The sequence below is a fragment of the Nitrosomonas communis genome, assembly GCF_900114745.1.
GTDB lineage: Bacteria > Pseudomonadota > Gammaproteobacteria > Burkholderiales > Nitrosomonadaceae > Nitrosomonas > Nitrosomonas communis_A.
The window spans coordinates 13,382-37,119 of sequence record NZ_FOUB01000010.1 but is presented as its reverse complement, the minus strand read 5'-3'; the positions used below and the strand labels follow the sequence as shown (position 1 = coordinate 37,119).

The window sequence follows — 23,738 nt, the reverse complement described above, 5'->3', positions numbered from 1 at the left end:
TTCTGCAGTCGTTCCATTCTAATTCCAAATCAAAAATGACACGAAGGTGAGCCGCAGACAGTATCCATAATACGGCAAAGTGAAGCCGACAAAATCAGTTTTGATTTAGAAATGGAATAAGGAGTTGCAACGCAGCTATGTGTTTGTAAAATCGCGCCATCAATCGGTACGGCAGCGAAAATAAGCAAGTGGGTAAGAATGAAATCGATAGGAAAGGCTTATTATATTGGTAATATTAACAACAGAGCGAGCAACCAACTGAAAAGTCTAGGTTTAATTATTTAGCGTATGCTTAAATTTTCATTCAAAATCCGAGGGGTGACAAAAATTAAAAGTTCTCGCTTATCATCCCGTTTTGAATTATTCCTGAAGAGATTACCGAGTATCGGCACATCACCTAGCAAAGGCACCTTGTTATTAGCTATATTTTCCTGCCGCTCGAAAATCCCACCAATTACCACTGTTCCACCATTCTCAATGAGTACTTCAGTCGTAATTTGTTTGGTGTCAATCGCTGGTCCAGCGGGCGTATCTTGACCACGGGTGTCCTGATTAACTTGCAGCTTCATAATAATATTGTCATCCGGAGTAATCTGTGGTGTTACCTTAAGAGCCAGTACAGCTTTTTTGAACTGAATCTGCGGCCTTCCGAGCTGACTGACAATTTGGAAAGGTATTTCGGTTCCCTGTTCAATAGTTGCTTCTACGCGGTTAGCCGTGACTAGACGTGGACTGGCAATCACTCTGCCTTTACTGTCTGATTCCAGCGCGGATAATTCTAAATTGATCAGCGAATCATCATTGATTTTGATTAAACTCAGCGCTAAAGCAGCCGGCCCCCCTGCTGCACCCGCAATCGCAGCAGCGGGTAAATTGACGTTAAGATTCTGACCACCGCCCGGAGCGGTGCCAGCAGCAAGTGCGCTGGAGCTGTCCAGATTGCCAGAGATCCCCAAATTACGGTTTCCTATCTGATGAGCACTTTGTACGCCAAATCGTGCACCCAGATTGCGACTAAATGTATCCGTCGCTACCACGATACGGGACTCGATCATGACTTGACGCACAGAGGTATCAAGATTTCTGATATGTTTGGCGACCTCTGCCAGTCTGATAGGGATATCGGTAACGGTCAAAGTATTACTGATATCGTCAACTTCTACCGTTCCGCGTTGACTCAAAATCCCTTTGAGAGGAATTGAACTGGCTGTCCGATAATTTAATCTGAAAGTCTCAGTATGCAAAGGCTCTAATTCAGTAATTTGCTGACGAGACTCCAGTTCAGTTTTTTCCCTGGCAGCTAACTCCTCACGTGGAGCAATAAAAATGACATTACCTACTCGACGCTTATCGAGCTCTTGGGACTGAAGTACAATATCTAAAGCTTGGTCCCAAGGAACGTCTTTCAGGCGTAAAGTAAGATTTCCTTTAACTGAATCGCTGGCAATAATATTCAGATTAGTAAAATCAGCCAGAACCTGCAAAACTGAGCGGACTTCCACATTCTGAAAATCAAGCGATAGTTTCTCGCCAGTATACCCTCCCGTGACCAATTTCCTGTGGGCAGGCACATCTTCGCTCTCGACAATCGGTTTGACGTCCAGAATAAATCTAGTTCCTGCGTGATAGGAAGTATGCTCCCACCGCCCTTTGGATTTGATGACCATCTGTACGTTATTACTTTTTGCCATGGTTTCTATGATTTGCACCGGTGTGGCAAAATCTACCACATCCACACGACGCTCTAAATGAGGAGGCAAATAAGCGTTGATGAATTCGATTATGATCCGGCTATCCTGTTGACGAACATCGACTCCGGCGCCTGGTGCGGAAAGATCGACTTCCACACGACCCTCGCCATTCAGGCCACGCTTGAAATCGATATCTTGCAGACTTAATAGCTTTTTCTTCTGGATATCTAAGCTGTTAAAAGAATGAACGGAAGCATTGGTAGTTTTTTTTGCATTGAGTCCATTTAGCGAAATAAGCAGCTGATTTCCTACAATTTTAGTCTCATAGGTCATAGGCTTTAACAAGTTCATCACCATGCGGGTACGGTTTTCTGTTTGCACAATGTCAATGCTACTCAAATCTCCTTCACCTACTGTTTGTACTTTTTTGCCAAGTGCATTAATCGTATTGATAAAATCAAAATAAATTCTGTCCGGATTGTTTAAAGAAATGCCTACAGGAGCCGTATCAAGCAGTTGATCAAGCGATACTTTAACCATGATTTGCCTGCTTCGATTGCTAACCACATCGATTGCATTGATTCTGTTCTGCTGCATGGATTCCTCATGCGCCAGATTATCTGCCGTGACGGTGAAGACCTGAAATAATATAAATAATAGTATGAGTTGGGATGCAGATCGCCACCCGTCGAAAAACACTCTCGCTATCATCATTCTCATTATTTCTGCGCCTGCGCCTGCACTTGCAATACAAGCGTACTCAGGCGCTCGATCCAAACATTGACACTGTCTTGTACGATTTCCTTTAGCTTGATTTCTGTCTCAGAAATATCGGTAATCAATCCAAAATTCTGACCCAAGTAGTTACCAATTTTGACACGTTGCACGGTATTATCTGGCGTTCTTACTAATGCAAAAATTTGCTTATTTCGCTGTAATGTTCCAACCATTGTCAGATTTTCCAGTGGAAAATTCTCCAATGTTTCCTTGCGCCGTTTCAGATCCGGCTGAAGTGTGTCATGCTTGCTGGATGGAATGTTTTTTTGCGCATTGAAAGGATCGGAAACGTTAAATGCTTCATAATTGAACTGAGCAAAAGACCTGATCTGAGGTAATGGATCGACCTTGCCACGCAACCCTTCTCCAGATTTGTTCACAAACTCTTCAAGATCACTGTAAGTACCTTCACTACAGGCCGAGGCCGAAATGATAACAAACAACACACTCCATAAATGATGAAACCATTTAATCATTTATTCCCTCCACTGTTGCTCTTGACCTGATGAGCAAGCTCTTCATCATCAAGATAGCGAAAGGTCTTTGCGACTGCGTTCAATACCAAATTTTGCTCCTTCCCAGGAGTAATATTGATATCATTTAATGTCACAATACGAGGTAACTGGGAAACATCGCTTGCAAAAGCACCAATATCGTGATAGTTGCCTATGACACGTACCGTCACGGGTAATTCAGCATAAATTTCCTTGATCGTTTCGCTCGCTGCAGGCTTGAATAATTCAAATTGCAATCCTCGTCCTAAACCAGCCCGATTAATATCTATCAGCAAAGCATCTATTTCAGATTTATTGGGTAATTGTTTCAGCATCACACTTAACGTCTGCTCGATCTCCTGTAATTGTTGCCGCATAATATCCAAATTGATAGCGCTTCTTTTTTTGATCAGATAAGTTTCTTTAAGGGTCACTTCCTCGGCTTCAGTCCTTTCAAGAATTTCTGACTGTTCTTGCCAATCCAGAAAATAACCTACCACGACAATCGCCATCAGCAAGCTGATCAATGCACTGGCCTTGATGACTATCGGCCAGCTACCGGGATCATTGGGGTTAAGTAGGCGCAATTGTTCCAATAAATTCATCCTCATCGACCTTTTTAGTTAATTGGAAATATTGGCTGGCGTAGGTCCATTATCCCAACTAGTCAATAGCTCGGTGAGCCTCACATTCAAATCAAATTCATTCATACGTACATTATTGACATTCACTGCCTTGATCTCGATCAATAGAGGAGATTCAAATATGGGTGACGCATCCAAATTCCGCATTAAGGTAGATACCCAAGCATTTGATTGCGCATAGCCAGAAAGATGGATGTGCTCATTATTTTGCTTGAGACTCTTGAGATATACCCCATCTGGCACTAGTCTAGCCAGCTGATCTAACATATAAACGACATGAGTACGATTGACTTGTAATGTCTCCACTACCTCTTTGCGTGCGAGCACTTCCTTGAGTTGCTGCTTGATTTGTTTGATTTCTACAATTTGCTTATCGAGAATAGCAATTTGACTCTGCAGGTATTGATTACGCCTATTCTGATACTCAATCTTTCCTAAGATGGCCTCATGCCCTGCCCAGACAATCAGTATGCCAAGAACACATGCGGCTCCAGCCAATATGGCAAACTGTTGCTGGCGTGCCTTACGTTTAAGTTCACGGTGCGGAAGTAAATTAATGCGACTCATGAGGGATCAAAGCCCCGCATTGCTAATCCACAGGCAGTCATTAATAGCGGGGCATCTACTTTCAGCTGCTTGAGGGAGATACGGTTAGATAGTTCCATATTTACAAAAGGGTTAGCGATTTGTGTCTTAACTTGGGTACGTTCAGTCATGATCTCCTCCAAACCAGGAACTATTGCGCATCCACCAGAAAGAAAAATGTAGTCAATCTGGGTATATTGGGTAGAAGTAAAAAAGAACTGCAAAGCACGTGTTACCTCCTGCGCGAGTGTTTCGCAGAAAGGTTGCAGCACATTCGTCTGATAGCTTTTGGGTAAACTCCCCTTGCGCTTGGCTGCTTCTGCTTCTTCATATGTCAAATTAAACTGATTTTGGATTTCCTGAGTTAACTGAGCTCCCCCAATCGGCTGATCCCGTGTATACACAAATCCACCATTGTAAAGAACATTTAAACGGGTAGTACTCGCACCGATATCGACCAGTGCAATCACTTGATCCTTGCCTCTTTCAGGCAACTGACGTTCAATTAACTCAAAAGAAGTTTGGGCAGCGAAGTGCTCGACATCTATTACGACTGCTTTTAGACCAGCCGTTAATGCAGCAGCAACACGATCTTCCACTTTTTCCTTGCGTGCAGCAGCGATCAGGACTTCTACCTCATTTGGATTCTCGGGTATTGCTCTGATGACCTGAAAATCGAGATTTACTTCGTCCAGCGTAAATGGAATATATTGATTCGCCTCTGTTTCAACTTGGAAAACTAGATCATCTTCTCGTTGCCCAACAGACATGATAATTTTTTTGGTAATGACAGCAGCCGCGGGTAGTGCGAGTGCGATATTTTTTACACGTGTCTCCATGCGCTTCCATCCACGATGGAGGCTATCTCCTACTTGCTTGAGATTATTGATATTGCCATCAAGAATAGCTTCTTTCGGCATCGGCTCAATGACATATCGCTCAAGGCGTAATGTGTTCTCAGCTTTGTTAATCATGGAAAGCTCGATCATTTTCACCGACGAAGCACTGATATCTACCCCTAAGAGCCGTGATGATTTCGTAGAAAAGAAATTAAGATGGATATCAAAGCTTTTATTCAACATTGATTTATTAGAAACAATATCTTAAAGTGCAGTATTTTAATTATCAGATGGCATGCAAAGATTGTCATCGGCATGTTTAATCCTTCGAGTCAATCCAACTTTCTTTAACAAACTGATATGCTGGGTAAAATATTCTGGCAGATCCTAAAATAGTTTGATTTATACAAAAGCAACAGATATACCCTCTATAATTAGCAATTGACTTTTATCCCCCATAGTTAGAAATTTTAAATCTCATGTTATTTCGTTGGCTGACCTATCTCTTTCTAGCAGTGCTGGGAGCAAGCTTGATTGGTATTATGCTAATCGTTTTTGCAGCACTCGTTATTATCCCAACCTTACCTTCGCTCGAAGTTTTGACGGATTACCGGCCTAAGATACCGTTACGGATCTATAGCGCGGAAGGATTACTCATCGGTGAATTTGGAGAAGAGCGTAGAGATTTTGTAAAAATTAATGAAACGCCCACCTATCTTAAACAAGCCATCGTAGCCGCTGAGGATGACCGTTTCTATCAGCACGGTGGAGTGGATTATATTGGTATCCTGCGAGCTGCTTATTCCAATTTCAGTGGAGGGAGCGCTCTTCAAGGTGGAAGTACGATTACGATGCAGGTTGCACGTAATTTTTTTCTGACCAAGGAAAAAACCTTGACGAGAAAATTCAGCGAAGCATTACTGGCATTTAAAATTGAGCACAGTCTAAGTAAAGATAAAATTCTAGAACTCTATATTAATCAGATCTACCTGGGCCAAAGAAGCTATGGGTTCTCAGCCGCAGCCCAAACCTATTTCGGAAAATCATTAGATGAAATTAATTTAGCGGAAGCAGCCATGCTGGCAGGATTACCCAAGGCTCCCTCGAGATTTAACCCAGTCGTTAATCCAGAGCGTGCAAAGATACGTCAGCGTTATGTATTGAAACGAATGCACGAACTGGACTATATCTCTGACAAACAATTCGCCATGTCAGAAAAGCAGCCGTTATCCAAACCCCAAGTACGGAATTTTGCCATACCCGCTGAGTACGTGGTTGAAATGGCCAGACAGGCGGTATATCAACGCTATGGTGAAGAAGCCTATACACGTGGCATTAAAGTCTATACCACTGTGAGAAAATCTGATCAAGATGCCGCGAATCAAGCACTGCGTAAAGGCATATTAGAATATGATAGTCGTCATGGTTATCGAGGACCAGAAGGTTTCATTGATTTACCCAGATATGATGCAAACTTGGAAAAAAATCTGGAAGAAGCTCTGCAACCATTTCATGATAGCCACGATATTCTTATTGCTGTAGTGCTATCCACCAGCTTAAATTCTATTAAAGCTTATCACAAGGGTGGAGAAGTGATACAGATTAGCGGAGATGGACTCAAGTTTGCCAAAAGATTTCTTACCGATGACCCTAAGGCTGGTAATCAACGAATTCGTCCAGGATCATTAATTCGGATACAAAAGAATGAGAAAAATGTCTGGCAAATTGTCCAACTTCCCAAAATTGAGGCCGCACTCGTTGCAATTGATCCGACTGATGGGATGATTCGTGCTCTGGCCGGAGGATTTGACTTCAATCTCAATCAGTTTAATCATGTCACCCAAGCATGGAGACAACCAGGCTCTAGTTTCAAACCGTTCATTTACTCCGCTTCATTGGAAAAAGGATTTACACCCGCAACGATTATCAATGATGCTCCTTTATTTTTCGATGCGGCACAAACGGGTAGCAAGGCTTGGGAACCTAAAAATTTTGATGGCAAGTTCAGCGGTCCAATACGCATGCGCGTTGCACTGACTCATTCGAAAAACCTTGTATCCGTTCGAATTCTTCAATCAATTGGACTGCGCTACGCACAAGATTATATTACTCGCTTTGGTTTTGATAGCGATCGTCACCCTCCTTTTTTACCCATGGCGCTTGGAGCAGGCTCTGTAACACCCTTGCAAATGGCCGTTGGTTATACAATTTTTGCTAACGGCGGTTTCCGCATTCATCCTTACTTCATTGAAAGAATAGAAGATGATGAGGGTAAAATTCTTGAACATGCTCAACCTGTTATTGCTGGGAAGAATGCCAAGCAGGTGATTGATCCACGGAATGCATTTCTGATGACAAGTATGATGCAAGATGTGATTCAACGAGGAACAGCCACCATGGCAAAAAGACTCGGTCGCAAGGATATCGCAGGGAAAACAGGCACAACCAGTAATTTTATTGATACCTGGTTTTGTGGTTTTCAGAAGAATTTGGTCACAGTAAGCTGGGCAGGTTTTGATGAACCCAAGACATTGGGTAAGAATGAAACCGGGGGACGTGTAGCTTTACCCATCTGGATAAACTATATGGAAAAGGCGTTAAAAGATATCCCTGTTGCAACTTATACTCCTCCCCAAGGAATCACGGTAGCCAGAATCAATCCGGAAACCGGTTTAAGAGAAGAGAGAGGAGCGGTAAGTGAATATTTTTTCAACGAACAACTCCCCTCTCAGGCTGATTTGCCTACTGAGGATTTTGACTCGATAGAAGCGCTGTGGAATCAGTTATACTGAAAAGATGATTTCTCAGGTTTATATATTTTTTCTTAGCCAAGTAGCCGCATCCAAAGCAAAATAGGTCAAGATGGCATCTGCACCTGCGCGTTTACATGACAACAAGGACTCCATGACACAAGCTTCTTCATCTAACCAGCCATTCATTGCGGCTGCCTTGAGCATAGCATATTCGCCACTGACCTGATAAACCAGCGTAGGCGCGCCAAATTTATCCTTTACTTTGCGCACGATATCAAGATAAGGCAACCCTGGTTTTATCATGACCATATCCGCACCTTCCTGTAAATCCAGCCCAACTTCCCATAATGCTTCGTCCGAGTTGGCCGGATCCATTTGGTAAGTATATTTGTTACCCGACCGCAGATTGGCCGAAGAACCCACTGCATCTCGGAATGGACCATAAAAGCTGGAAGCATATTTTGCCGAATAGGCAAGAATGCGTGTATGAATAAATTTATTGCTATCCAAAGCTGCACGAATAGCGGCAATCCTCCCATCCATCATATCCGAAGGAGCAACTACATCCGCTCCTGCCTGAGCATGGACAAGCGCCTGCTGCCCCAGAACCAAAACGGTTTCATCATTCATCACATAACCATTAGCATCAATCAATCCATCTTGACCATGACTGGTATAAGGATCAAGTGCTATATCAGTAATAATCCCTAACTCTGGAAAATTCTTTTTTAACTGAGTGACTGCTTGTGGCACCAGCCCCTCTGGGTTGAGTGCTTCGTCGGCAGTCAAATTCTTGAGTGAAGAGTCAATCACTGGGAAAATAGCGATAGCGGGAATCCCAAGTTGTAAGCACTTCTCTGCCTGAAGCTTGAGTAAATCTATACTTAACCGCTCAACACCCGGCATAGAAACCACTTGCTCTTTTCGTTGCTTTCCCTCCAGTACAAAAACAGGATAAATTAAATCATCTGTTCGCAAATGATTTTCTCGTACCAAGCTGCGGGAGAAATCGTCACGACGTAAGCGTCGCATTCTCTTTTGTGGGAATTGACTAATAAATGACATGATTGATCATCAAAAAATAAAATATTAATATGGAACTTACTAAGAAATTTTGTCTCTTAAGAAAAGATGATGTGTTAAATCGTCTCTCGCCTTCCCTCCCTGAGGCGAGGCCTTTGATATAAGGCGATTCCCCCCCGGTTTTTCCCCTTTAACCGGGGTTTTTTTTGTCGCTAATTCAATATCATGCTGATGAATCTTTGCTCCGGCTGACCCAAACCAATCCGTTAAAATTGTGGTAGCTTCTTCAATACCATACCCCATCATGCTAGAAAAAAGTTGCACTGTACAGTGTGGATATTGTTCAGTTAAAAAATGTCTTACTTTTTTCAGCACATAAGTTGCTTGATTGCGACTCAATTTATCTGCTTTGGTTAACAAAATATGTACTGGTTTTTTTGTGAGCAAAAACCACTCCAGCATCTGGAGATCAAGCTTGGTCAAAGGATGACGAATATCCATAATAAGTACCATGCCGTATAGCACATCACGAGTCTGCAGATAAGTGCTGAGTAGATGCTCCCAATGCTGACGGATTGCTAAAGGCACTTTGGCATAACCATAGCCAGGAAGATCGACCAGAAAGTTACTATCCCCGAGTTGGAAAAAATTAATATGCTGAGTTCGGCCAGGTGTTTTACTTACATAAGCAAGACGACCACGTTTAGCAAGTGTATTGATTGCACTGGATTTACCCGCATTTGAACGTCCAGCAAAAGCAACCTCCAGACCAGATGCTCGAGGTAAGTCTACTAACCGATTGACGGTAGTATAAAAATGGATATTTTGAAATAATGGCATATACTTATTTTCTACTAAGCTATTTCAGGTTTTTCTTGGGCAATTATCTTTAATCCTTCCAGCACCAAATTATCCACACTCATAGCAGGAATTTTAATATAAGGGAGCAATAAGGCAGCGCCTCCACCGCTAATAATACAGTTGATAGTATCACGACCCAAATAAGTGGAAAGCAATGTATACATATGGTCAAGCGTACCTGTCAACGCATGAACTATTCCGCTGTGAATAGCATCTGCAGTGTTAACCGGAAAATCTTGAAAGTGGCCTTCTTTTAAAGTTAACAATGCCGTCTGGTGCGCTAATACCTGTTTCATTAACTCAAAGCCAGGCAAAATAATTCCACCCAAAAACTCTCCTCTATCAGAGAGGATATCGATTGTCATAGCAGTCCCTACATTGACCACCAGACAGCCCTGTTGTTTCATTCTCCATGCAGCGATCAAAGCTGCCCAGCGGTCGCTACCCAATTGCACTGGATTTGAGTAGTGATTCTTAACACCACATTGATCAGCAGCCGCTGAGATCCAATGCGGTATGGCTTTCCAAATAGCAAACAAATTTAGCAGTGCCGATTCAGCTGAAGGCCCTGCCACATTGGAAACAATAATAGCGGATGGCTCCGGCACATCTCGCCAAATTTGGCTCAGCAATACTCGTTGATTCTGAGCAACGCTTCCGCGCTCATGCCAGTCATTACCATTGTGTAACCCCCACTTGATAGCAGTATTACCCGAATCTATAGCTAGAAGATAAGGCATAAAATTTATTTCAGCCTAATTTACGCAGACTGATCTCGCCACCATTGAAGCTTTGCTCGCCCATTAAAGTATTTACCAGTAATGATCCATCAGGCGCAACACCACGGGCAGTACCTTGCTGTATAGAGCCATTTGGTAGATGCAACTCAATCAGCTTATTCTCAAAGGCATGATAACGTATCCATTCATCTCTAAATAGCGAGAAGCCCTTCTGATCAAATGTATTCAATGTCGCCACCAATTCTCTCAATAAAACAGCCAACAATTTATTGCGATCAGGAACTTCCTGAACAATGGAATAGAGATCAGTCGTCTCTTGGTCTATCTTATTTTTAATATGGTCAGGCAATCTTAGATTGATTCCTATACCAATAACTGCCGTAGCCGGTCCAAGCATGTCACCCTGCAACTCAATTAACACGCCTCCAAGCTTAATAAACTCAAACAGCAGATCATTAGGCCATTTTAGCGTCACACCCTTGATCCCGACTGCCATTAATGCTCGAACAATTGCTACACCTATGGCTAAACTTAAGCCAGAGAGAAAATTGACCCCTCGCTGGAACTGCCACGATAACGAAAAAGTCAGGCTGTCTCCTAAGCCTGTATACCATTGCCGTCCACGGCGCCCCCGTCCCTGAGTTTGCAATTCAGCAGCAATAACATGAATTCTTCCATCATGAGTAGTATGGTTTCTTGTGATCTCGTGCAGCAGTAAATTGTTAGTAGATTCCGTAATGTCGAGGACTTGAATATGAAAGCGCTCTGACTCCCCCGCAAGATACGTCTGAATTATGGCTGTGTTCAGCCATTGCACGGGATTAAGCCACCGATAACCACGGCCTTGAATTTTGTGAATGACCAGCCCTAACCTGTCAAGATCATGCAAAGCATTTGAGATACTGGAGCGCGATATCCCCAGAATTTGAGAAAGTTCTGTTCCTGAATGAAACTCGCCATCACTTAATCGTCTTAAAATAGCAAATGTAAGTGATTTCACATTGAGATCGATGTAAAAATTTACGAGCATTCCCAAGAATGCTCTTATTCAGGTGAAGTGGAAAGCGAAGTAGTATTTGATTGAGTATTCATGCTAAGGTTTAATCTTTTTCCATTTCTAAATCAAAACTGACTTTGTCGGCTTCACCTTGCCGTATTATTGATACTGTCTGCGGCTCGCCTTCGCGTCATTTTTGATTTGGAAATGGAATTACCATGAATACCTTCCTATAGTGGCGTCCCCAAGGGGATTCGAACCCCTGTACTCACCGTGAAAGGGTGATGTCCTAGGCCTCTAGACGATGGGGACCAGAATATATTTACAACGACTATCGAGAGATACTGGTGGAGATAAGCGGGATCGAACCGCTGACCTCTTGCATGCCATGCAAGCGCTCTCCCAGCTGAGCTATACCCCCGACTGAAGGAGAAAGGATTATACTGGGACACTTGGTGATTGTAAAGTTGAAGATCAATCTGGAAAGTAAGATATTTGTTGATTTATTCGCTTCAGGGTCTCTGTTCTTCCAAGTAACTCCAATATGGCATCTATTGAAGGCGTTTGTGTCTCGCCTGTTACCACTATACGCAAAGGCATGGCTACCTTTGGTAATTTGACATTAAATGTTGCCGCTGCTTTCTTAATTTCATCATGGATAGCCTGACGGTTCCAATCAAGCGAGTTAAATTTATCGATTAAATAAAGCAAGATGGATTTTGCCTCCGGATTGAAATACTGCGCTTTGAGGTCATAAGAGGGTTCTAGTGGGCGAAAAAAATAGACAGCCGCATCGGCGAGTTCGCTAATCGTATTGACTCTCTCTTTTAACAAATTAATTACTTTTAATAAATATTGCTGATTTGGGATATGACCGCCGTCTTGCTCAAGAAACGGTGTCATCAATTCGGCTATATGCACATCTTCTTTGTTTTTAAGATAGTGCTGATTCAGCCACATCAGCTTTTCCGGGTTAAACTTTGCTGGAGAACGACTTATTGTGGCTAAATCAAACCACTCAATCAGCTGATCAGTACTGAATATTTCTTCATCACCATGAGACCATCCAAGTCGTGCAAGATAATTTATCATAGCCTCAGGTAAATAGCCTTCTTCATGATAGTGCATCACTGAAACGGCTCCATGCCGTTTAGATAATCTTTCACCATCTGCTCCTAATATCATGGGTACATGCGCATACTGAGGTATGGGAGCGTCCAGTGCTTTAAGAATATTAATTTGCCGCGGTGTATTGTTGACATGATCATCACCACGAATGACATGACTGATGTTCATATCCAGATCATCCACTATCACACCAAAATTATAAGTCGGGATGCCATCACTTCTCAGCAGAACCAGATCATCAAGCTCGCTGTTCGCTACCACAATTTTACCCTTGACCAGATCATCAAAGACGACATGTCCCTCTGTGGGATTCTTAAAGCGGATAACTGGCTTGACTTCGGCTGGGGGAGGCTGTTTTGCATCCCGCCAACGTCCATCGTATCTTGGTTTTAACCCTGCAGCACGTTGTTGTTCTCGCAACAAATCCAGCTCCTCTTTGCTGGCGTAGCAGCGATAAGCAAGATTGTTTTGCAGCAATTGCTCAGCGACTTCATGATAACGCGCCAATCTCTGCATTTGATAAAAGGGGCCTTCATCATAATCAAGACCTAACCATGCCATCCCATCAAGGATGGCTTGCACTGATAGTTGAGTTGAGCGTTCAAGATCGGTATCTTCAATTCTTAGAATAAATTTACCACCATGTTTACGGGCAAATGCCCAAGAAAAAAGGGCTGTCCTGGCCCCTCCAATGTGAAGATAGCCTGTAGGACTCGGTGCAAATCGTGTACGTACCATTGTGAAAATGCGATGAGTAATGTCAATTAGAAACAGAACAATGTATGCAATTACGAAAGATAATGTTCTGGTGGAATATATTTTTTAGCTTATATTTTTATTCTTAACAAAAAAACCGAAATCAATACAACTTAATGATCTTGCTTTATTCTTTTATTTAATTTGAAACTATTTGCTATACTGAGCAACTTTTAAAAAATTTCAAATAACATGAAAGAATATCTTTTTACTTCTGAATCTGTTTCTGAAGGACACCCTGATAAGGTTGCAGATCAAATATCAGATGCAGTTTTAGATGCTATATTAAGTCATGATACAAACGCGCGGGTAGCCTGTGAAACAATGTGTAGCACAGGGCTAATTGTTCTATCAGGTGAAATTACAACACATGCGTCAGTCGATTACAATGTAATTGCGCGTGAAACAGTTAAAAAAATAGGTTATACCAGCTCTGAGATTGGTTTTGATTGGAACACCTGTGCTGTATTAACCGCATTTAATAAACAATCACCTGATATTGCACGAGGGGTCAACCGTAGTAAAGAAGAGGAAATGGATCAGGGTGCAGGTGATCAGGGATTAATGTTTGGTTTCGCATGTGCGGAAACCCCACAATTAATGCCGATGCCCATTTATTATGCTCATCGTTTGGTGGAGCGCCAATCGCAATTGAGAAAAAATGGACGTTTACCCTGGTTGCGGCCTGATGCCAAATCTCAAGTATCGGTCAAATATATCGACGGCAAACCGCAGCGTATAGATACAGTTGTCATTTCAACTCAACATGATCCAGATATTTCTCATGCTGCCCTGAGTGAGGCAGTTATCGAAGAAATCATTAAGCCAGTACTTCCCAAAGAAATGTTGAATGGAAATACTCGGTATCTGATTAATCCGACAGGACGTTTTGTTGTCGGTGGACCCATGGGTGATTGTGGCTTAACAGGCCGCAAGATCATTGTCGATACTTATGGTGGTGCTGCGCATCATGGTGGCGGTGCTTTCTCTGGTAAAGATCCCTCTAAGGTAGATCGTTCCGCTGCTTATGCTGTACGTCATGTTGCAAAAAATATCGTTGCAGCTGGACTTGCCACTAAATGTGAAGTCCAGGTCGCGTATGCTATTGGTGTTGCTCGCCCTGTCTCTCTGATGGTTGAAACTTTTGGTACCGGGAAAATTTCAGATGAAAAGCTTGCCAAGCTAATAGAACAACATTTTGATTTGCGTCCAAGGGCTATTATCCACCGACTTAATCTGTTACGACCGATTTATACGAAAACTGCTGCCTATGGTCATTTTGGGCGGAATGATCCGGATTTTACCTGGGAAGCTACGGATATGACTGCCCAGCTTAGCGCTGATGCTGGCATCTAATTGATTTAATTTCTGGAATAAGAGTTATTAGCTGAGATTACCTCTACCCTATTTAAGTATAGGCTTGAATTGTTCCCGTAAACTGAGGAGCGCTGCAACGGACATCCATCCGTGAGGCTCAGTATATGAGGATAGCAAAATAACGGCGCTCGTTCATTTTAGGAGATTTTAACTATGAACGGCCAATTTACTGATAACAAAGTTGCTGATATTTCTCTCGGCCAATTTACTGATTACAAAGTTGCTGATATTTCCCTAGCAGAGTGGGGAAGAAAAGAAATTGCCATTGCTGAAACGGAAATGCCTGGCTTGATGGCATTGCGCCATGAATATGCAAGCCAAAAACCGCTGAGAGGTGCACGCATCGCGGGATCATTGCATATGACGATTCAGACGGCAGTATTAATCGAAACCCTTGTTACCTTAGGCGCTGAGGTTCGCTGGGCCTCTTGCAATATCTTTTCAACGCAAGATCATGCAGCAGCAGCCATTGCGGTAAAAAATATCCCGGTTTTTGCCTATAAAGGCGAATCACTAGAAGATTACTGGGAATATGTTCACCGTATTTTTGAATGGTCGAAGGATGAGAAAGCCAGCAACGCAAATATGATTCTGGATGATGGCGGCGATGCGACCTTACTCCTCACACTTGGAAGTAAGGCCGAGAAAGACTCTTCAGTGATTGCAAACCCCACCAACGAAGAAGAGCGCGTACTGTTTGCAGCGATCAAATCACAAATTAATAGTCAACCTAACTGGTATTCTGAAAAGCTTGCCAGTATCAGAGGCGTCACTGAGGAAACGACCACAGGTGTGCATCGTTTGTATGAAATGCAAAAAAGGGAAGCTTTACCATTCCCCGCATTTAATGTTAACGATTCAGTCACCAAATCAAAGTTTGATAACCTTTATGGTTGCCGAGAATCGCTAGTAGACGGTATCAAGCGTGCCACCGACGTCATGATTGCCGGGAAAATTGCAGTAGTATGTGGCTATGGTGATGTGGGCAAAGGCTGTGCACAATCACTGCGGGGTTTAGGGGCCACTGTCTGGATTACTGAAATCGACCCAATCTGTGCATTGCAAGCCGCTATGGAAGGTTACCGTGTAGTAGCGATGGATGATGCATGCGATAAGGCGGATATTTTTGTGACGGCGACGGGTAATATTCGTGTGATTTGTCATGATCACATGCTGAAAATGAAAGACCAGGCCATTATTTGTAACATTGGACATTTTGATTCTGAAATTGATATTGCTTCAATTCAGCAATATCAATGGGAAAATATCAAACCGCAGGTTGATCATGTCATTTTCCCGACAGGCCGGCGGATTATTGTGTTGGCTCAAGGTAGATTGGTAAACCTGGGCTGTGCAACGGGTCATCCTTCATTTGTCATGTCCAGCTCCTTTACCAACCAGGTATTGGCGCAAATTGAGCTTTGGCAAAATGGGAAAAACTACCAGAAAAAAGTTTATATACTTCCTAAGCATCTGGATGAAAAAGTAGCGCGCCTACACCTTGGCAAGCTGGGAGCAAAACTGACCGAATTAACCAGCGAACAGGCGCAATACCTTAATCTGGATAAAAAGGGTCCTTACAAACCAGAAGCATATCGATATTAATCACGTATTAAAAGCACGAACAGTTTAAATATAATAAGATTCTTGCTTAAACCTAAAAAATACTTTTAGGTTGAATAATACTTCGCAATAGAGGGGGTAAATAATCCATTTTAATATCTTAGGAAGATTACCCCTTAATTTAGTAATGATCACAGATACAATAAGTTGAAATCACAGAAAGTTTTTCCGCCCACTTTTAGCTTTGAACTTTTTCCCCCACAAACTCCAGAAGGGGTAGAGAAATTACGCGCTGCGCGCTATCAGCTTGCCCAGTTTAAGCCAAAGTTTTTCTCGGTCACCTTCGGTGCAGGGGGCTCCACTCGCGATCGTACATTTGATACAGTATTAGAAATGCTGGCAGAATGCCATCCTGTTGCGCCACACCTTTCCTGTATCGGTTCTACTCGTGAAAATATTTATTCAATCTTGAGAAAGTACCAAGAAAGCGGGATTCGCCATATCGTTGCTCTGCGTGGAGATTTACCATCTGGAATGGCTCAACCAGGTGAATTCCGTTATGCCAATGAATTGGTTACCTTCATTCGCAAAGAATTTGGCAATACCTTTAAGATGGATGTCGCAGCTTATCCAGAATATCATCCACAGGCTCGATCTGCTCAAGAAGATTTCAGGAATTTTATAAATAAAATAGAAGCAGGCGCAGACTCAGCAATTACGCAGTTTTTTTATAATGCAGATGCTTATTTTCATTTTGTTGATATGTGCGAGACTGCCAATCTGAATGTGCCAATTGTCCCTGGTATTATGCCCATTAACAAATTTTCTCAACTAGTTAGATTTGCAGATAATTGTGGCGCTGAAATTCCTCGCTGGATTAGAAAAAAACTTGAAGGATATGGGGATGATATTGCGTCTATCCATGCTTTTGGGCTAGACGTGGTAACCGATTTATGTGAGCGATTACTTAAAGCAGGTGCGCCAGGGCTCCATTTTTACACGCTTAACTCAGCTGTTCTGACAACAAAAATTTGGCAACGCCTTGGATTATAGAGTTATTGCTGCTCTTCACCAGAATATTCTTAATTTGGCCATATCCATAAGTTTTGGGAGTTATAGGTAGAAAATATTAATTTCATTTCCCAATCTAAACTGACGCGAAGGCGAGCCGCAGACAGTATCAATAATACGGCAAGGTGAAGCTGACAAAGTCAGTTTAGATTGGGAAATGGAAGAGTATGCCGCGCGAGTTGAATAAAAAGATTACTCAGTAACACGCAATGACAACATTATATTGGCATGATTATGAGACCTTCGGCTCAGATCCCAGATGCGACCGTCCAGCTCAGTTTGCCGGTTTAAGGACTGATGAAGCACTGAATGAAATTGGTGATCCACTCGTTATCTATTGCAAACCATCCAAAGATATTTTGCCTCAACCCGATGCCTGTTTACTAACTGGCATTACGCCTCAAATGGCCGATAAACAAGGTCTCCCTGAGCCAGAATTTATTGCAAAAATTCATAATGAATTGGCACAGCCCGAGACCTGTGGTGTTGGCTACAATACATTGCGCTTTGATGATGAAGTTACGCGCTTTACCCTATATCGAAATTTTTATGATCCTTATGGGCGTGAATGGCAACAAGGGAATTCGCGCTGGGATCTCATCGATTTGGTGCGTATGACTTATGCACTTAGACCTGAAGGCATCATATGGCCCAGGCATAGTCATGGCAGACCCAGCTTTCGTCTTGAGGATCTAACAGCAGCCAATAATATTCATCATGATTCTGCCCATGATGCGCTATCAGATGTTAAAGCAACCATCAAGCTGGCGCGCTTGTTACTTGATAGACAGCCACGTCTTTATAACTGGTTGTTTCAACTCCGCAATAAACATAGAGCCGCTTTATTATTCGATTTAATCAATCACACCCCGGTTATCCATACTTCTCGTATGTATCCCTCAGAAACTGGCTGCACTACAGTAGTGATGCCGATGATTCAAGAGCAGGGAAACGGTAACAGTATTTTGGTTTATGATCTGCGCCATAATCCAGCGCCTTTTATGGAATTAAGTGTGGAGGAACTAGCAATGCGCTTGTTTACACCTCAATCAGCATTACCTGCGGAAGTACCCCGCTTGCCGGTAAAATCAGTAAAGATTAACAAGTGTCCTGCACTTGCTCCTCAGAATGTGCTCGATAAATCCATTACATCCCGAATTAATCTTAATGCAGAAGCTTGCCATCAACATTGGCAATTGTTGCATAAAAATACCGCATTTATGCAGCGGGTAGCGCAGGCTTATTCTAGTATGGAATTTGAAGCAACTAAAGATGTCGATCTGGCGCTTTATGACAATTTTTTTAGTGAGAATGATCGCATCCTCATGTCAGCAGTGCGTGATGCTTCACCCCGGCAGCTTACACATCATCATTTTGATTTCCAGGATAAGCGACTGCATGAATTATTATTTCGATATCGTGCACGTAATTGGCCAGATACTTTATCGACAAAAGAATTCCAGCGATGGACAACTCTATGCCGTCAACATCTTATGGAGAAAAACTGTGGCAATAGCCTCATTTTAATCGAATTCGCCGATAAGATTAGAGTATTACGTAAAGCACATGCAGAAAATGCTCATATTTTGCAAATATTAAATACCCTCGAAACATGGGGTAGAGAATTAGCTACAGCAAATAGCATACCTTGGGATTTTTGATATAAAAGCATAATTCCCTAGTAAATTCACATTCCTTAGAATTGGCCCATTCCTCACATCATTCTCCAACAGAATCACATACAGGCTCAAACCAGGCTAGTTTTTGATGTAATCTGACCACTTCTCCCACAATAATGAGCGTTGGAGGAACCAAGTTAGCAGCCGAGGCAAGAGCCGGTAATGTTTCGAGTGAGCCAATCACGACACGCTGTTTGTAAGTGGTTCCCTGCTGTACAATGGCTGCAGGTGTTGATACTGGAAGACCATGCTCAATAAGCTGCTCGCACAATACAGGTAATCCAAGCAGTCCCATATAAATTACGATTGTCTGCTGTGGCCTGGCTAGCACCTGCCAATCCAAGTTGATGGTATTGTTTTTGAGATGACCTGTAACGAAAATGCAGGATTGGGCATAATCGCGATGAGTAAGCGGAATACCCGCATAGGAAGCTACGCCTGATGCTGCTGTAATTCCTGGCACTACCTGGAAAGGAATGTGATGCTGGGATAATGTTTCAATTTCTTCGCCACCTCGGCCAAAAATAAAAGGATCCCCTCCTTTTAGTCGAAGTACTCGCTTTCCCTCTTTTGCTAGTCTTACTAATAAATGGTTGATTGATTCTTGTGGCAAGGTATGCTTATTGCGTTCCTTCCCCGCGTAGATACGCGTTGCGTCGCGTCTTACCATATCGAGTATGGCTGGTGATACTAAACGATCGTATACGACAACATCAGCTTGCTGCATTAAGCGCATGGCACGAAAGGTAAGTAAATCTGAATTACCTGGTCCGGCACCTACCAAATAGACTTCTCCGCAAGGCGGTTCGTTTATTTCGTGTTCAAGAGAACTAAATAAATAGGCTTCTGCCTCTCGATTTTTTCCCGAGAAAACCATTTCAGCAAATGGGCCTTGTAAAATTTTTTCCCAGAATAAACGACGCTTCTTGGAAGAACTGAAACGGTGCTTGACATGCTCACGGAACTTAGCAGCATAATAAGCCAAGCGACCATACGCTGCTGGTATCAAAGTTTCTAGCTGTGCACGTAGCATCCTTGCTAGTACAGGTGATGTTCCCCCACTAGAAATGGCTATTAGAATAGGAGAACGATCAAGTATCGACGGCATAATAAATGAACACAATGCGGGGTTATCAGCGATATTAACCGGTATACCAAGTCGATTCGCGGCTTCAGAAACATATTGATTGACTGAGCGTTCATTGGTTGCAGCAAACACCAACACTACATCTTTCAGATACACGGGGTCAAAAGTTTCTGCATGAAAAATAATGCTGCCTCGTTGGAAAAGATTATTTAGCTCATCATTAAGATTTGGAGATACGACTCTGACTTGTGCCCCCGCTTTCAATAATAATATAGTTTTCCTGGCTGCAACCTCTCCCCCACCTACGACGAGGCAGTTACGGTCTTTAATATTCAGAAAAATGGGCAGAAAATCCATAGAACTGAGAAATTTCTCATTTTGTTTATTGCTTGTTATAACGTACTCGTATTTCGTACACTCAAAATTTCTTGAGCTTCAATTTTCTCCGATAGGCAGATTTAATAGCGATAGGTTGATTAATAATATACTCAATGGGTTATATTGTTAAATCATAATCTCCCTTTCAGTTTTAGCGCTTCATCAATTCCGAGATCCTGTTCGCTTTCGCCATCAAATCACTTGATCTTTTCATCAGGCCGTACTACTGGGTTAATTTGATCACGCTTGGTTATTTTCTCCTGGATCGATAGCTCCGATATTTTTTCAATTCGGCAATAACTATCGTCCTGCTCCAGTATTTTGAAGATTGATTGCTACTGTTAATTCCATTTCTAAATCCGAACTGACTTTGTCGGCTTCACCTTGCCGTATTATTTATACTGTCTGCGGCTCGCCTTCGCGTCATTTTTGATTTGTAATGGAAAAAGCATCATATAAGTATGAGTATTTCTATATTGTGATCGCTGGAGTTGGCACTATAGCAAAAACGATAATTTTAAAATAACTGATTTAAAAGTGAGTCTCTTTATTCCTAATTAGAGCCTACTCAAAAATTATTTCTTGTAATTTCGTTTAAAATTTATCATCCATAATCTATTGTTTTCTAAAGAATATTATTCATAATAGTATGCGGTTTAATAAAAATTGATCGAACTTAGATGAGCTTGAGCTCAAATCAAGTGCAAGGGTTTCTGCATAATTTTATTCAAAAACTTCGCACTTAAAAATTGATTTTTACGATATTCTCATGTAAAAACAATTCTTTATACTTTCTGAGTAAGCTCTAATTAGCTCTGCAGATTATTGAGATAGCGTTAATATGGTATAGAATTATGACAAACTATTGCTGATTGAATAACTAATTAACTTGCCCACCAATCCTATTTATGGTGATCAAAAATTGCAGGTTATTAGTAATCAATCAGCAAGTCTTTCATATTAGTTTAGTCATAAATTCATTATAGAATATTCAGCATTATTGAATATTAGTACTGAGGTAAGATCCGCCATCATTGCAGCTTTCTTCTATTATAAATTAGCAGCATGCTGAACTGCAGTAGCAATCTGTTCTGCCCAATGATCAACTTTTTGCTTCATCCTGCCTTCCACCATTACTCTGATCAGTGGTTCAGTCCCAGATGCGCGCAGCAATATTCTTCCATCGTTTCCAAGATCACTTTCTGCTTGCTGTGTAGATGAGTTAATCGTTACGTCATTACGAAAATCAAAGCCTTTAGGAACATTCACATTAATCAACCGTTGCGGAAATAGTACAATATCTTGCGTAAACTCCGCCAATGTCAAAGATGTATCACGCAATGCATACAAAACTTGCAGCGCCGTAATGATTCCATCACCTGTTGTATGCTTATCGAGACATAGAATATGCCCGGAGCCTTCTCCACCTAATTGCCAGTTATTTTTTATCAGTAATTCAAGCACATGACGATCACCAACGCGTGCCCTCTTGAAAGGAATATCAAGCTCCCCAAAAGCTTTCTCAATAGCAAGGTTTGTCATAAGTGTGCCCACCACACCCCCTTTCAGAATATTCTTTTGCTTACGATGTTTAGCAATAATATAAAGCAAAATATCTCCATCATAGACAATTCCTTCTTTATCGACCATCAAGGCGCGATCACCATCACCATCTAGTGCAATACCAAGGTCAGCTTCATGTTGTATAACTGAATTCTGTAATGCTGCAATATGTGTCGCTCCACATTCATGATTGATATTAAAACCATCTGGTTTCGCACAAATAGTGATGACATCTGCTCCTAGTTCAAGCATCACGTGCCCAGCAATATGATAGGTAGCACCGTGAGCGCAATCTACAACGATACGCAAACCACGAAGATCAAGATCATAAGGAAAAGTACCCTTGCAAAACTCGATATAACGGCCCGTTGCATCTTTAAGACGCTGCACTTTCCCAAGTCCTGCTGAAGGCATTGTTTGAATTGGGTTATTTAACCCGGCCTCAATTTCAATTTCTATGTCATCTGGCAGTTTGGTCCCCCCTGATGAAAAGAACTTGACGCCATTATCTTCAAAGGGGTTATGTGATGCCGAAATAACAATTCCAGCTTGTAAACGAAGAGCTCGAGTTAGATAAGCAATAGCAGAAGTAGGTAATGGTCCGGATAATAACACATCGACTCCAGCAGCAGAGAACCCTGCTTCTAGAGCAGATTCAAGCATATAACCTGATACCCGCGTGTCTTTTCCTATTAAAACTGTAGGTCGTTCTCCTTTGGTGAGGTGCCAATCAGTAGCCGCTATTATTCTTCCAGCTGAATAACCAAGGTGCATGATAAATTCAGGTGTAATGGGAAATTCACCTACTCTTCCCCGAATACCATCGGTACCAAAGTACTTTTTATCCATTTTGTGAATTAACTCCTTGAAGTTTGAAATTAATTATTAGCAAGACTCTTCATTAATTAATGCATTATGAATCATAATAGCGTCTTTTGTAGCCTTAACATCATGTACACGTAGAATTTTGGCACCCTTGGCCACCGCAAACAAGGCTGCTGCCACGCTAGCATGAACCCGGTTATCCACATCATTCCCTGTAATCGCTCCCAGCATAGATTTTCGCGAAAGTCCTACCAAGACAGGTACGTTCATTTGCACAAATTGATCAAGATGCCTGAGTAATTCAAGATTATGTTTGAGCGTTTTACCAAAACCAAACCCAGGATCTATGATGAGACGATGGTATGGAATACCACCTGAAATTGCAATATCAATGCGATGCTGGAGAAAGCCTTTAACTTCAGAAACCACATCAACATAATGAGGGCTGTTTTGCATACTTCTTGGGTTTCCCTGCATATGCATTAAACAGATAGTTGCCTTGATTCTTGCAGCAATTTCGATTGCACCTGGTGCTTGCAATGCATTCACATCATTTATTATGGAAGCACCCGCGCTTATCGCAGCTTGCATAACTTCAGGCTTAGATGTATCTACAGAGATTGGAATATTTTTTTGAGACAGGATCTCTACCACAGGTATTACACGGCGCAGTTCTTCTTCAAGAGTAATGCCTAAACTCCCAGGTCGCGTTGATTCCCCTCCAATATCTAATATATCTGCGCCTTCTTCAATCATGCGCTCAGCAAGCTCAAGAGCCTTTTCTGTTGTTGCGTAGAGGCCGTGATCAGAAAAAGAATCAGGTGTTACATTGATAATCCCCATTATATATGGGCCATCAGTCAGTTTTAATTGTTGCAATTGGCTCATTATAAAAATAAGAAAACTG

At 42.1% G+C, this 23,738-nt stretch carries 18 protein-coding genes, 2 tRNA genes and 1 riboswitch; of the genes, 5 read left to right on the top strand and 15 right to left on the bottom strand.

Annotated features, from left to right (window positions below):
• Positions 1-281: 281 nt before the first annotated feature.
• From pilQ to BM122_RS05975, 5 genes are read right to left on the bottom strand one after another with little or no spacing between them, the layout of a single operon-like run.
• On the bottom strand, positions 282-2,411 hold the full coding sequence (gene pilQ / locus BM122_RS05995) for a type IV pilus secretin PilQ (RefSeq protein WP_083398357.1): 2,130 nt from the start codon (positions 2,409-2,411) through the stop codon (positions 282-284).
• Positions 2,411-2,944 carry a pilus assembly protein PilP gene (locus tag BM122_RS05990; RefSeq protein ID WP_074904475.1) on the bottom strand — a complete coding sequence of 178 codons (534 nt, stop codon included), beginning with the start codon at positions 2,942-2,944 and terminating at the stop codon, positions 2,411-2,413. Before BM122_RS05990 ends, pilQ begins: the two co-directional genes overlap by 1 nt.
• The gene (locus BM122_RS05985) at positions 2,941-3,567 is read right to left on the bottom strand and encodes a type IV pilus inner membrane component PilO (protein ID WP_074904474.1); all 627 of its coding nucleotides are present in this window, start codon (positions 3,565-3,567) and stop codon (positions 2,941-2,943) included. The genes BM122_RS05990 and BM122_RS05985 overlap by 4 nt, the downstream gene beginning before the upstream one ends.
• 18 nt (positions 3,568-3,585) lie before the next feature.
• Positions 3,586-4,173, bottom strand: a complete 588-nt coding sequence (locus tag BM122_RS05980; RefSeq protein WP_074904473.1) for a PilN domain-containing protein — start codon at positions 4,171-4,173, stop codon at positions 3,586-3,588.
• Positions 4,170-5,273: a pilus assembly protein PilM gene (locus BM122_RS05975; RefSeq protein ID WP_074904472.1), complete on the bottom strand. Its 1,104-nt coding sequence runs from the start codon at positions 5,271-5,273 to the stop codon at positions 4,170-4,172. Before BM122_RS05975 ends, BM122_RS05980 begins: the two co-directional genes overlap by 4 nt.
• 236 nt (positions 5,274-5,509) lie before the next feature.
• Between BM122_RS05975 and BM122_RS05970 the strand changes: the two genes are divergently transcribed.
• The gene (locus BM122_RS05970) at positions 5,510-7,822 is read left to right on the top strand and encodes a penicillin-binding protein 1A (protein WP_074904471.1); all 2,313 of its coding nucleotides are present in this window, start codon (positions 5,510-5,512) and stop codon (positions 7,820-7,822) included.
• An 18-nt stretch (positions 7,823-7,840) separates the two neighbouring features.
• On the opposite strand, the gene hemB is transcribed toward BM122_RS05970, so the two are convergent.
• The 7 genes from hemB to gltX all read right to left on the bottom strand — a co-directional run bounded on the left by hemB (position 7,841) and on the right by gltX (position 13,270).
• Positions 7,841-8,848, bottom strand: coding sequence for a porphobilinogen synthase (gene hemB, locus BM122_RS05965; protein ID WP_074904470.1), 1,008 nt, complete (start codon positions 8,846-8,848; stop codon positions 7,841-7,843).
• Between the two features lie 39 nt (positions 8,849-8,887).
• Positions 8,888-9,646: a ribosome biogenesis GTP-binding protein YihA/YsxC gene (gene yihA, locus BM122_RS05960; RefSeq protein ID WP_083398356.1), complete on the bottom strand. Its 759-nt coding sequence runs from the start codon at positions 9,644-9,646 to the stop codon at positions 8,888-8,890.
• A 14-nt stretch (positions 9,647-9,660) separates the two neighbouring features.
• Entirely contained in the window at positions 9,661-10,407 is a 747-nt protein-coding gene (locus BM122_RS05955) for a type III pantothenate kinase (protein ID WP_074904469.1), read from the bottom strand.
• A gap of 10 nt (positions 10,408-10,417) precedes the next feature.
• Complete coding sequence (gene birA, locus BM122_RS05950) at positions 10,418-11,437, bottom strand: bifunctional biotin--[acetyl-CoA-carboxylase] ligase/biotin operon repressor BirA (protein WP_074904468.1); 1,020 nt, start codon at positions 11,435-11,437, stop codon at positions 10,418-10,420.
• Between the two features lie 203 nt (positions 11,438-11,640).
• A tRNA-Glu gene (locus BM122_RS05945) sits at positions 11,641-11,716 on the bottom strand.
• A 33-nt stretch (positions 11,717-11,749) separates the two neighbouring features.
• Positions 11,750-11,825, bottom strand: a tRNA-Ala gene (locus BM122_RS05940).
• 53 nt (positions 11,826-11,878) lie between these two features.
• On the bottom strand, positions 11,879-13,270 hold the full coding sequence (gene gltX / locus BM122_RS05935; RefSeq protein WP_074904467.1) for a glutamate--tRNA ligase: 1,392 nt from the start codon (positions 13,268-13,270) through the stop codon (positions 11,879-11,881).
• Between the two features lie 210 nt (positions 13,271-13,480).
• Here gltX and metK point away from each other — a divergent pair, with 210 nt between their 5' ends.
• The 4 genes from metK to sbcB all read left to right on the top strand — a co-directional run bounded on the left by metK (position 13,481) and on the right by sbcB (position 18,960).
• Positions 13,481-14,644, top strand: a complete 1,164-nt coding sequence (gene metK / locus BM122_RS05930) for a methionine adenosyltransferase (RefSeq protein ID WP_074904466.1) — start codon at positions 13,481-13,483, stop codon at positions 14,642-14,644.
• 78 nt (positions 14,645-14,722) lie between these two features.
• A riboswitch (S-adenosyl-L-homocysteine riboswitch) is annotated at positions 14,723-14,802 on the top strand.
• 16 nt (positions 14,803-14,818) lie between these two features.
• Positions 14,819-16,270, top strand: a complete 1,452-nt coding sequence (ahcY, locus tag BM122_RS05925) for an adenosylhomocysteinase (protein WP_074904465.1) — start codon at positions 14,819-14,821, stop codon at positions 16,268-16,270.
• Positions 16,271-16,435: 165 nt separating this feature from the next.
• A complete protein-coding gene (gene metF / locus BM122_RS05920) occupies positions 16,436-17,281 on the top strand; it encodes a methylenetetrahydrofolate reductase [NAD(P)H] (protein WP_074904464.1) in 846 nt (281 codons plus the stop codon).
• Positions 17,282-17,508: 227 nt separating this feature from the next.
• Complete coding sequence (gene sbcB, locus BM122_RS05915) at positions 17,509-18,960, top strand: exodeoxyribonuclease I (RefSeq protein WP_074904463.1); 1,452 nt, start codon at positions 17,509-17,511, stop codon at positions 18,958-18,960.
• A 58-nt stretch (positions 18,961-19,018) separates the two neighbouring features.
• Here the strand turns inward: sbcB and cysG are convergent, their stop codons facing one another.
• The 3 genes from cysG to folP form a co-directional block, all read right to left on the bottom strand.
• Positions 19,019-20,422, bottom strand: a complete 1,404-nt coding sequence (gene cysG, locus BM122_RS05910; protein WP_074904462.1) for a siroheme synthase CysG — start codon at positions 20,420-20,422, stop codon at positions 19,019-19,021.
• 1,071 nt (positions 20,423-21,493) lie between these two features.
• The gene (gene glmM / locus BM122_RS05905; protein WP_074904461.1) at positions 21,494-22,855 is read right to left on the bottom strand and encodes a phosphoglucosamine mutase; all 1,362 of its coding nucleotides are present in this window, start codon (positions 22,853-22,855) and stop codon (positions 21,494-21,496) included.
• 36 nt (positions 22,856-22,891) lie between these two features.
• Entirely contained in the window at positions 22,892-23,719 is an 828-nt protein-coding gene (gene folP, locus BM122_RS05900) for a dihydropteroate synthase (RefSeq protein WP_074904460.1), read from the bottom strand.
• Positions 23,720-23,738 lie beyond the last annotated feature (19 nt).

Bases quoted from the DNA above. Each gene is read 5' to 3' on its own strand.
- pilQ (WP_083398357.1), bottom strand. From the start codon at position 2,411: ATGAGAATGATGATAGCGAGAGTGTTTTTCGACGGGTGGCGATCTGCA.
- BM122_RS05990 (WP_074904475.1), bottom strand. From the start codon at position 2,944: ATGATTAAATGGTTTCATCATTTATGGAGTGTGTTGTTTGTTATCATT.
- BM122_RS05985 (WP_074904474.1), bottom strand. From the start codon at position 3,567: ATGAATTTATTGGAACAATTGCGCCTACTTAACCCCAATGATCCCGGT.
- BM122_RS05980 (WP_074904473.1), bottom strand. From the start codon at position 4,173: ATGAGTCGCATTAATTTACTTCCGCACCGTGAACTTAAACGTAAGGCA.
- BM122_RS05975 (WP_074904472.1), bottom strand. From the start codon at position 5,273: ATGTTGAATAAAAGCTTTGATATCCATCTTAATTTCTTTTCTACGAAA.
- BM122_RS05970 (WP_074904471.1), top strand. From the start codon at position 5,510: ATGTTATTTCGTTGGCTGACCTATCTCTTTCTAGCAGTGCTGGGAGCA.
- hemB (WP_074904470.1), bottom strand. From the start codon at position 8,848: ATGTCATTTATTAGTCAATTCCCACAAAAGAGAATGCGACGCTTACGT.
- yihA (WP_083398356.1), bottom strand. From the start codon at position 9,646: ATGCCATTATTTCAAAATATCCATTTTTATACTACCGTCAATCGGTTA.
- BM122_RS05955 (WP_074904469.1), bottom strand. From the start codon at position 10,407: ATGCCTTATCTTCTAGCTATAGATTCGGGTAATACTGCTATCAAGTGG.
- birA (WP_074904468.1), bottom strand. From the start codon at position 11,437: ATGCTCGTAAATTTTTACATCGATCTCAATGTGAAATCACTTACATTT.
- gltX (WP_074904467.1), bottom strand. From the start codon at position 13,270: ATGGTACGTACACGATTTGCACCGAGTCCTACAGGCTATCTTCACATT.
- metK (WP_074904466.1), top strand. From the start codon at position 13,481: ATGAAAGAATATCTTTTTACTTCTGAATCTGTTTCTGAAGGACACCCT.
- ahcY (WP_074904465.1), top strand. From the start codon at position 14,819: ATGAACGGCCAATTTACTGATAACAAAGTTGCTGATATTTCTCTCGGC.
- sbcB (WP_074904463.1), top strand. From the start codon at position 17,509: ATGACAACATTATATTGGCATGATTATGAGACCTTCGGCTCAGATCCC.
- cysG (WP_074904462.1), bottom strand. From the start codon at position 20,422: ATGGATTTTCTGCCCATTTTTCTGAATATTAAAGACCGTAACTGCCTC.
- glmM (WP_074904461.1), bottom strand. From the start codon at position 22,855: ATGGATAAAAAGTACTTTGGTACCGATGGTATTCGGGGAAGAGTAGGT.
- folP (WP_074904460.1), bottom strand. From the start codon at position 23,719: ATGAGCCAATTGCAACAATTAAAACTGACTGATGGCCCATATATAATG.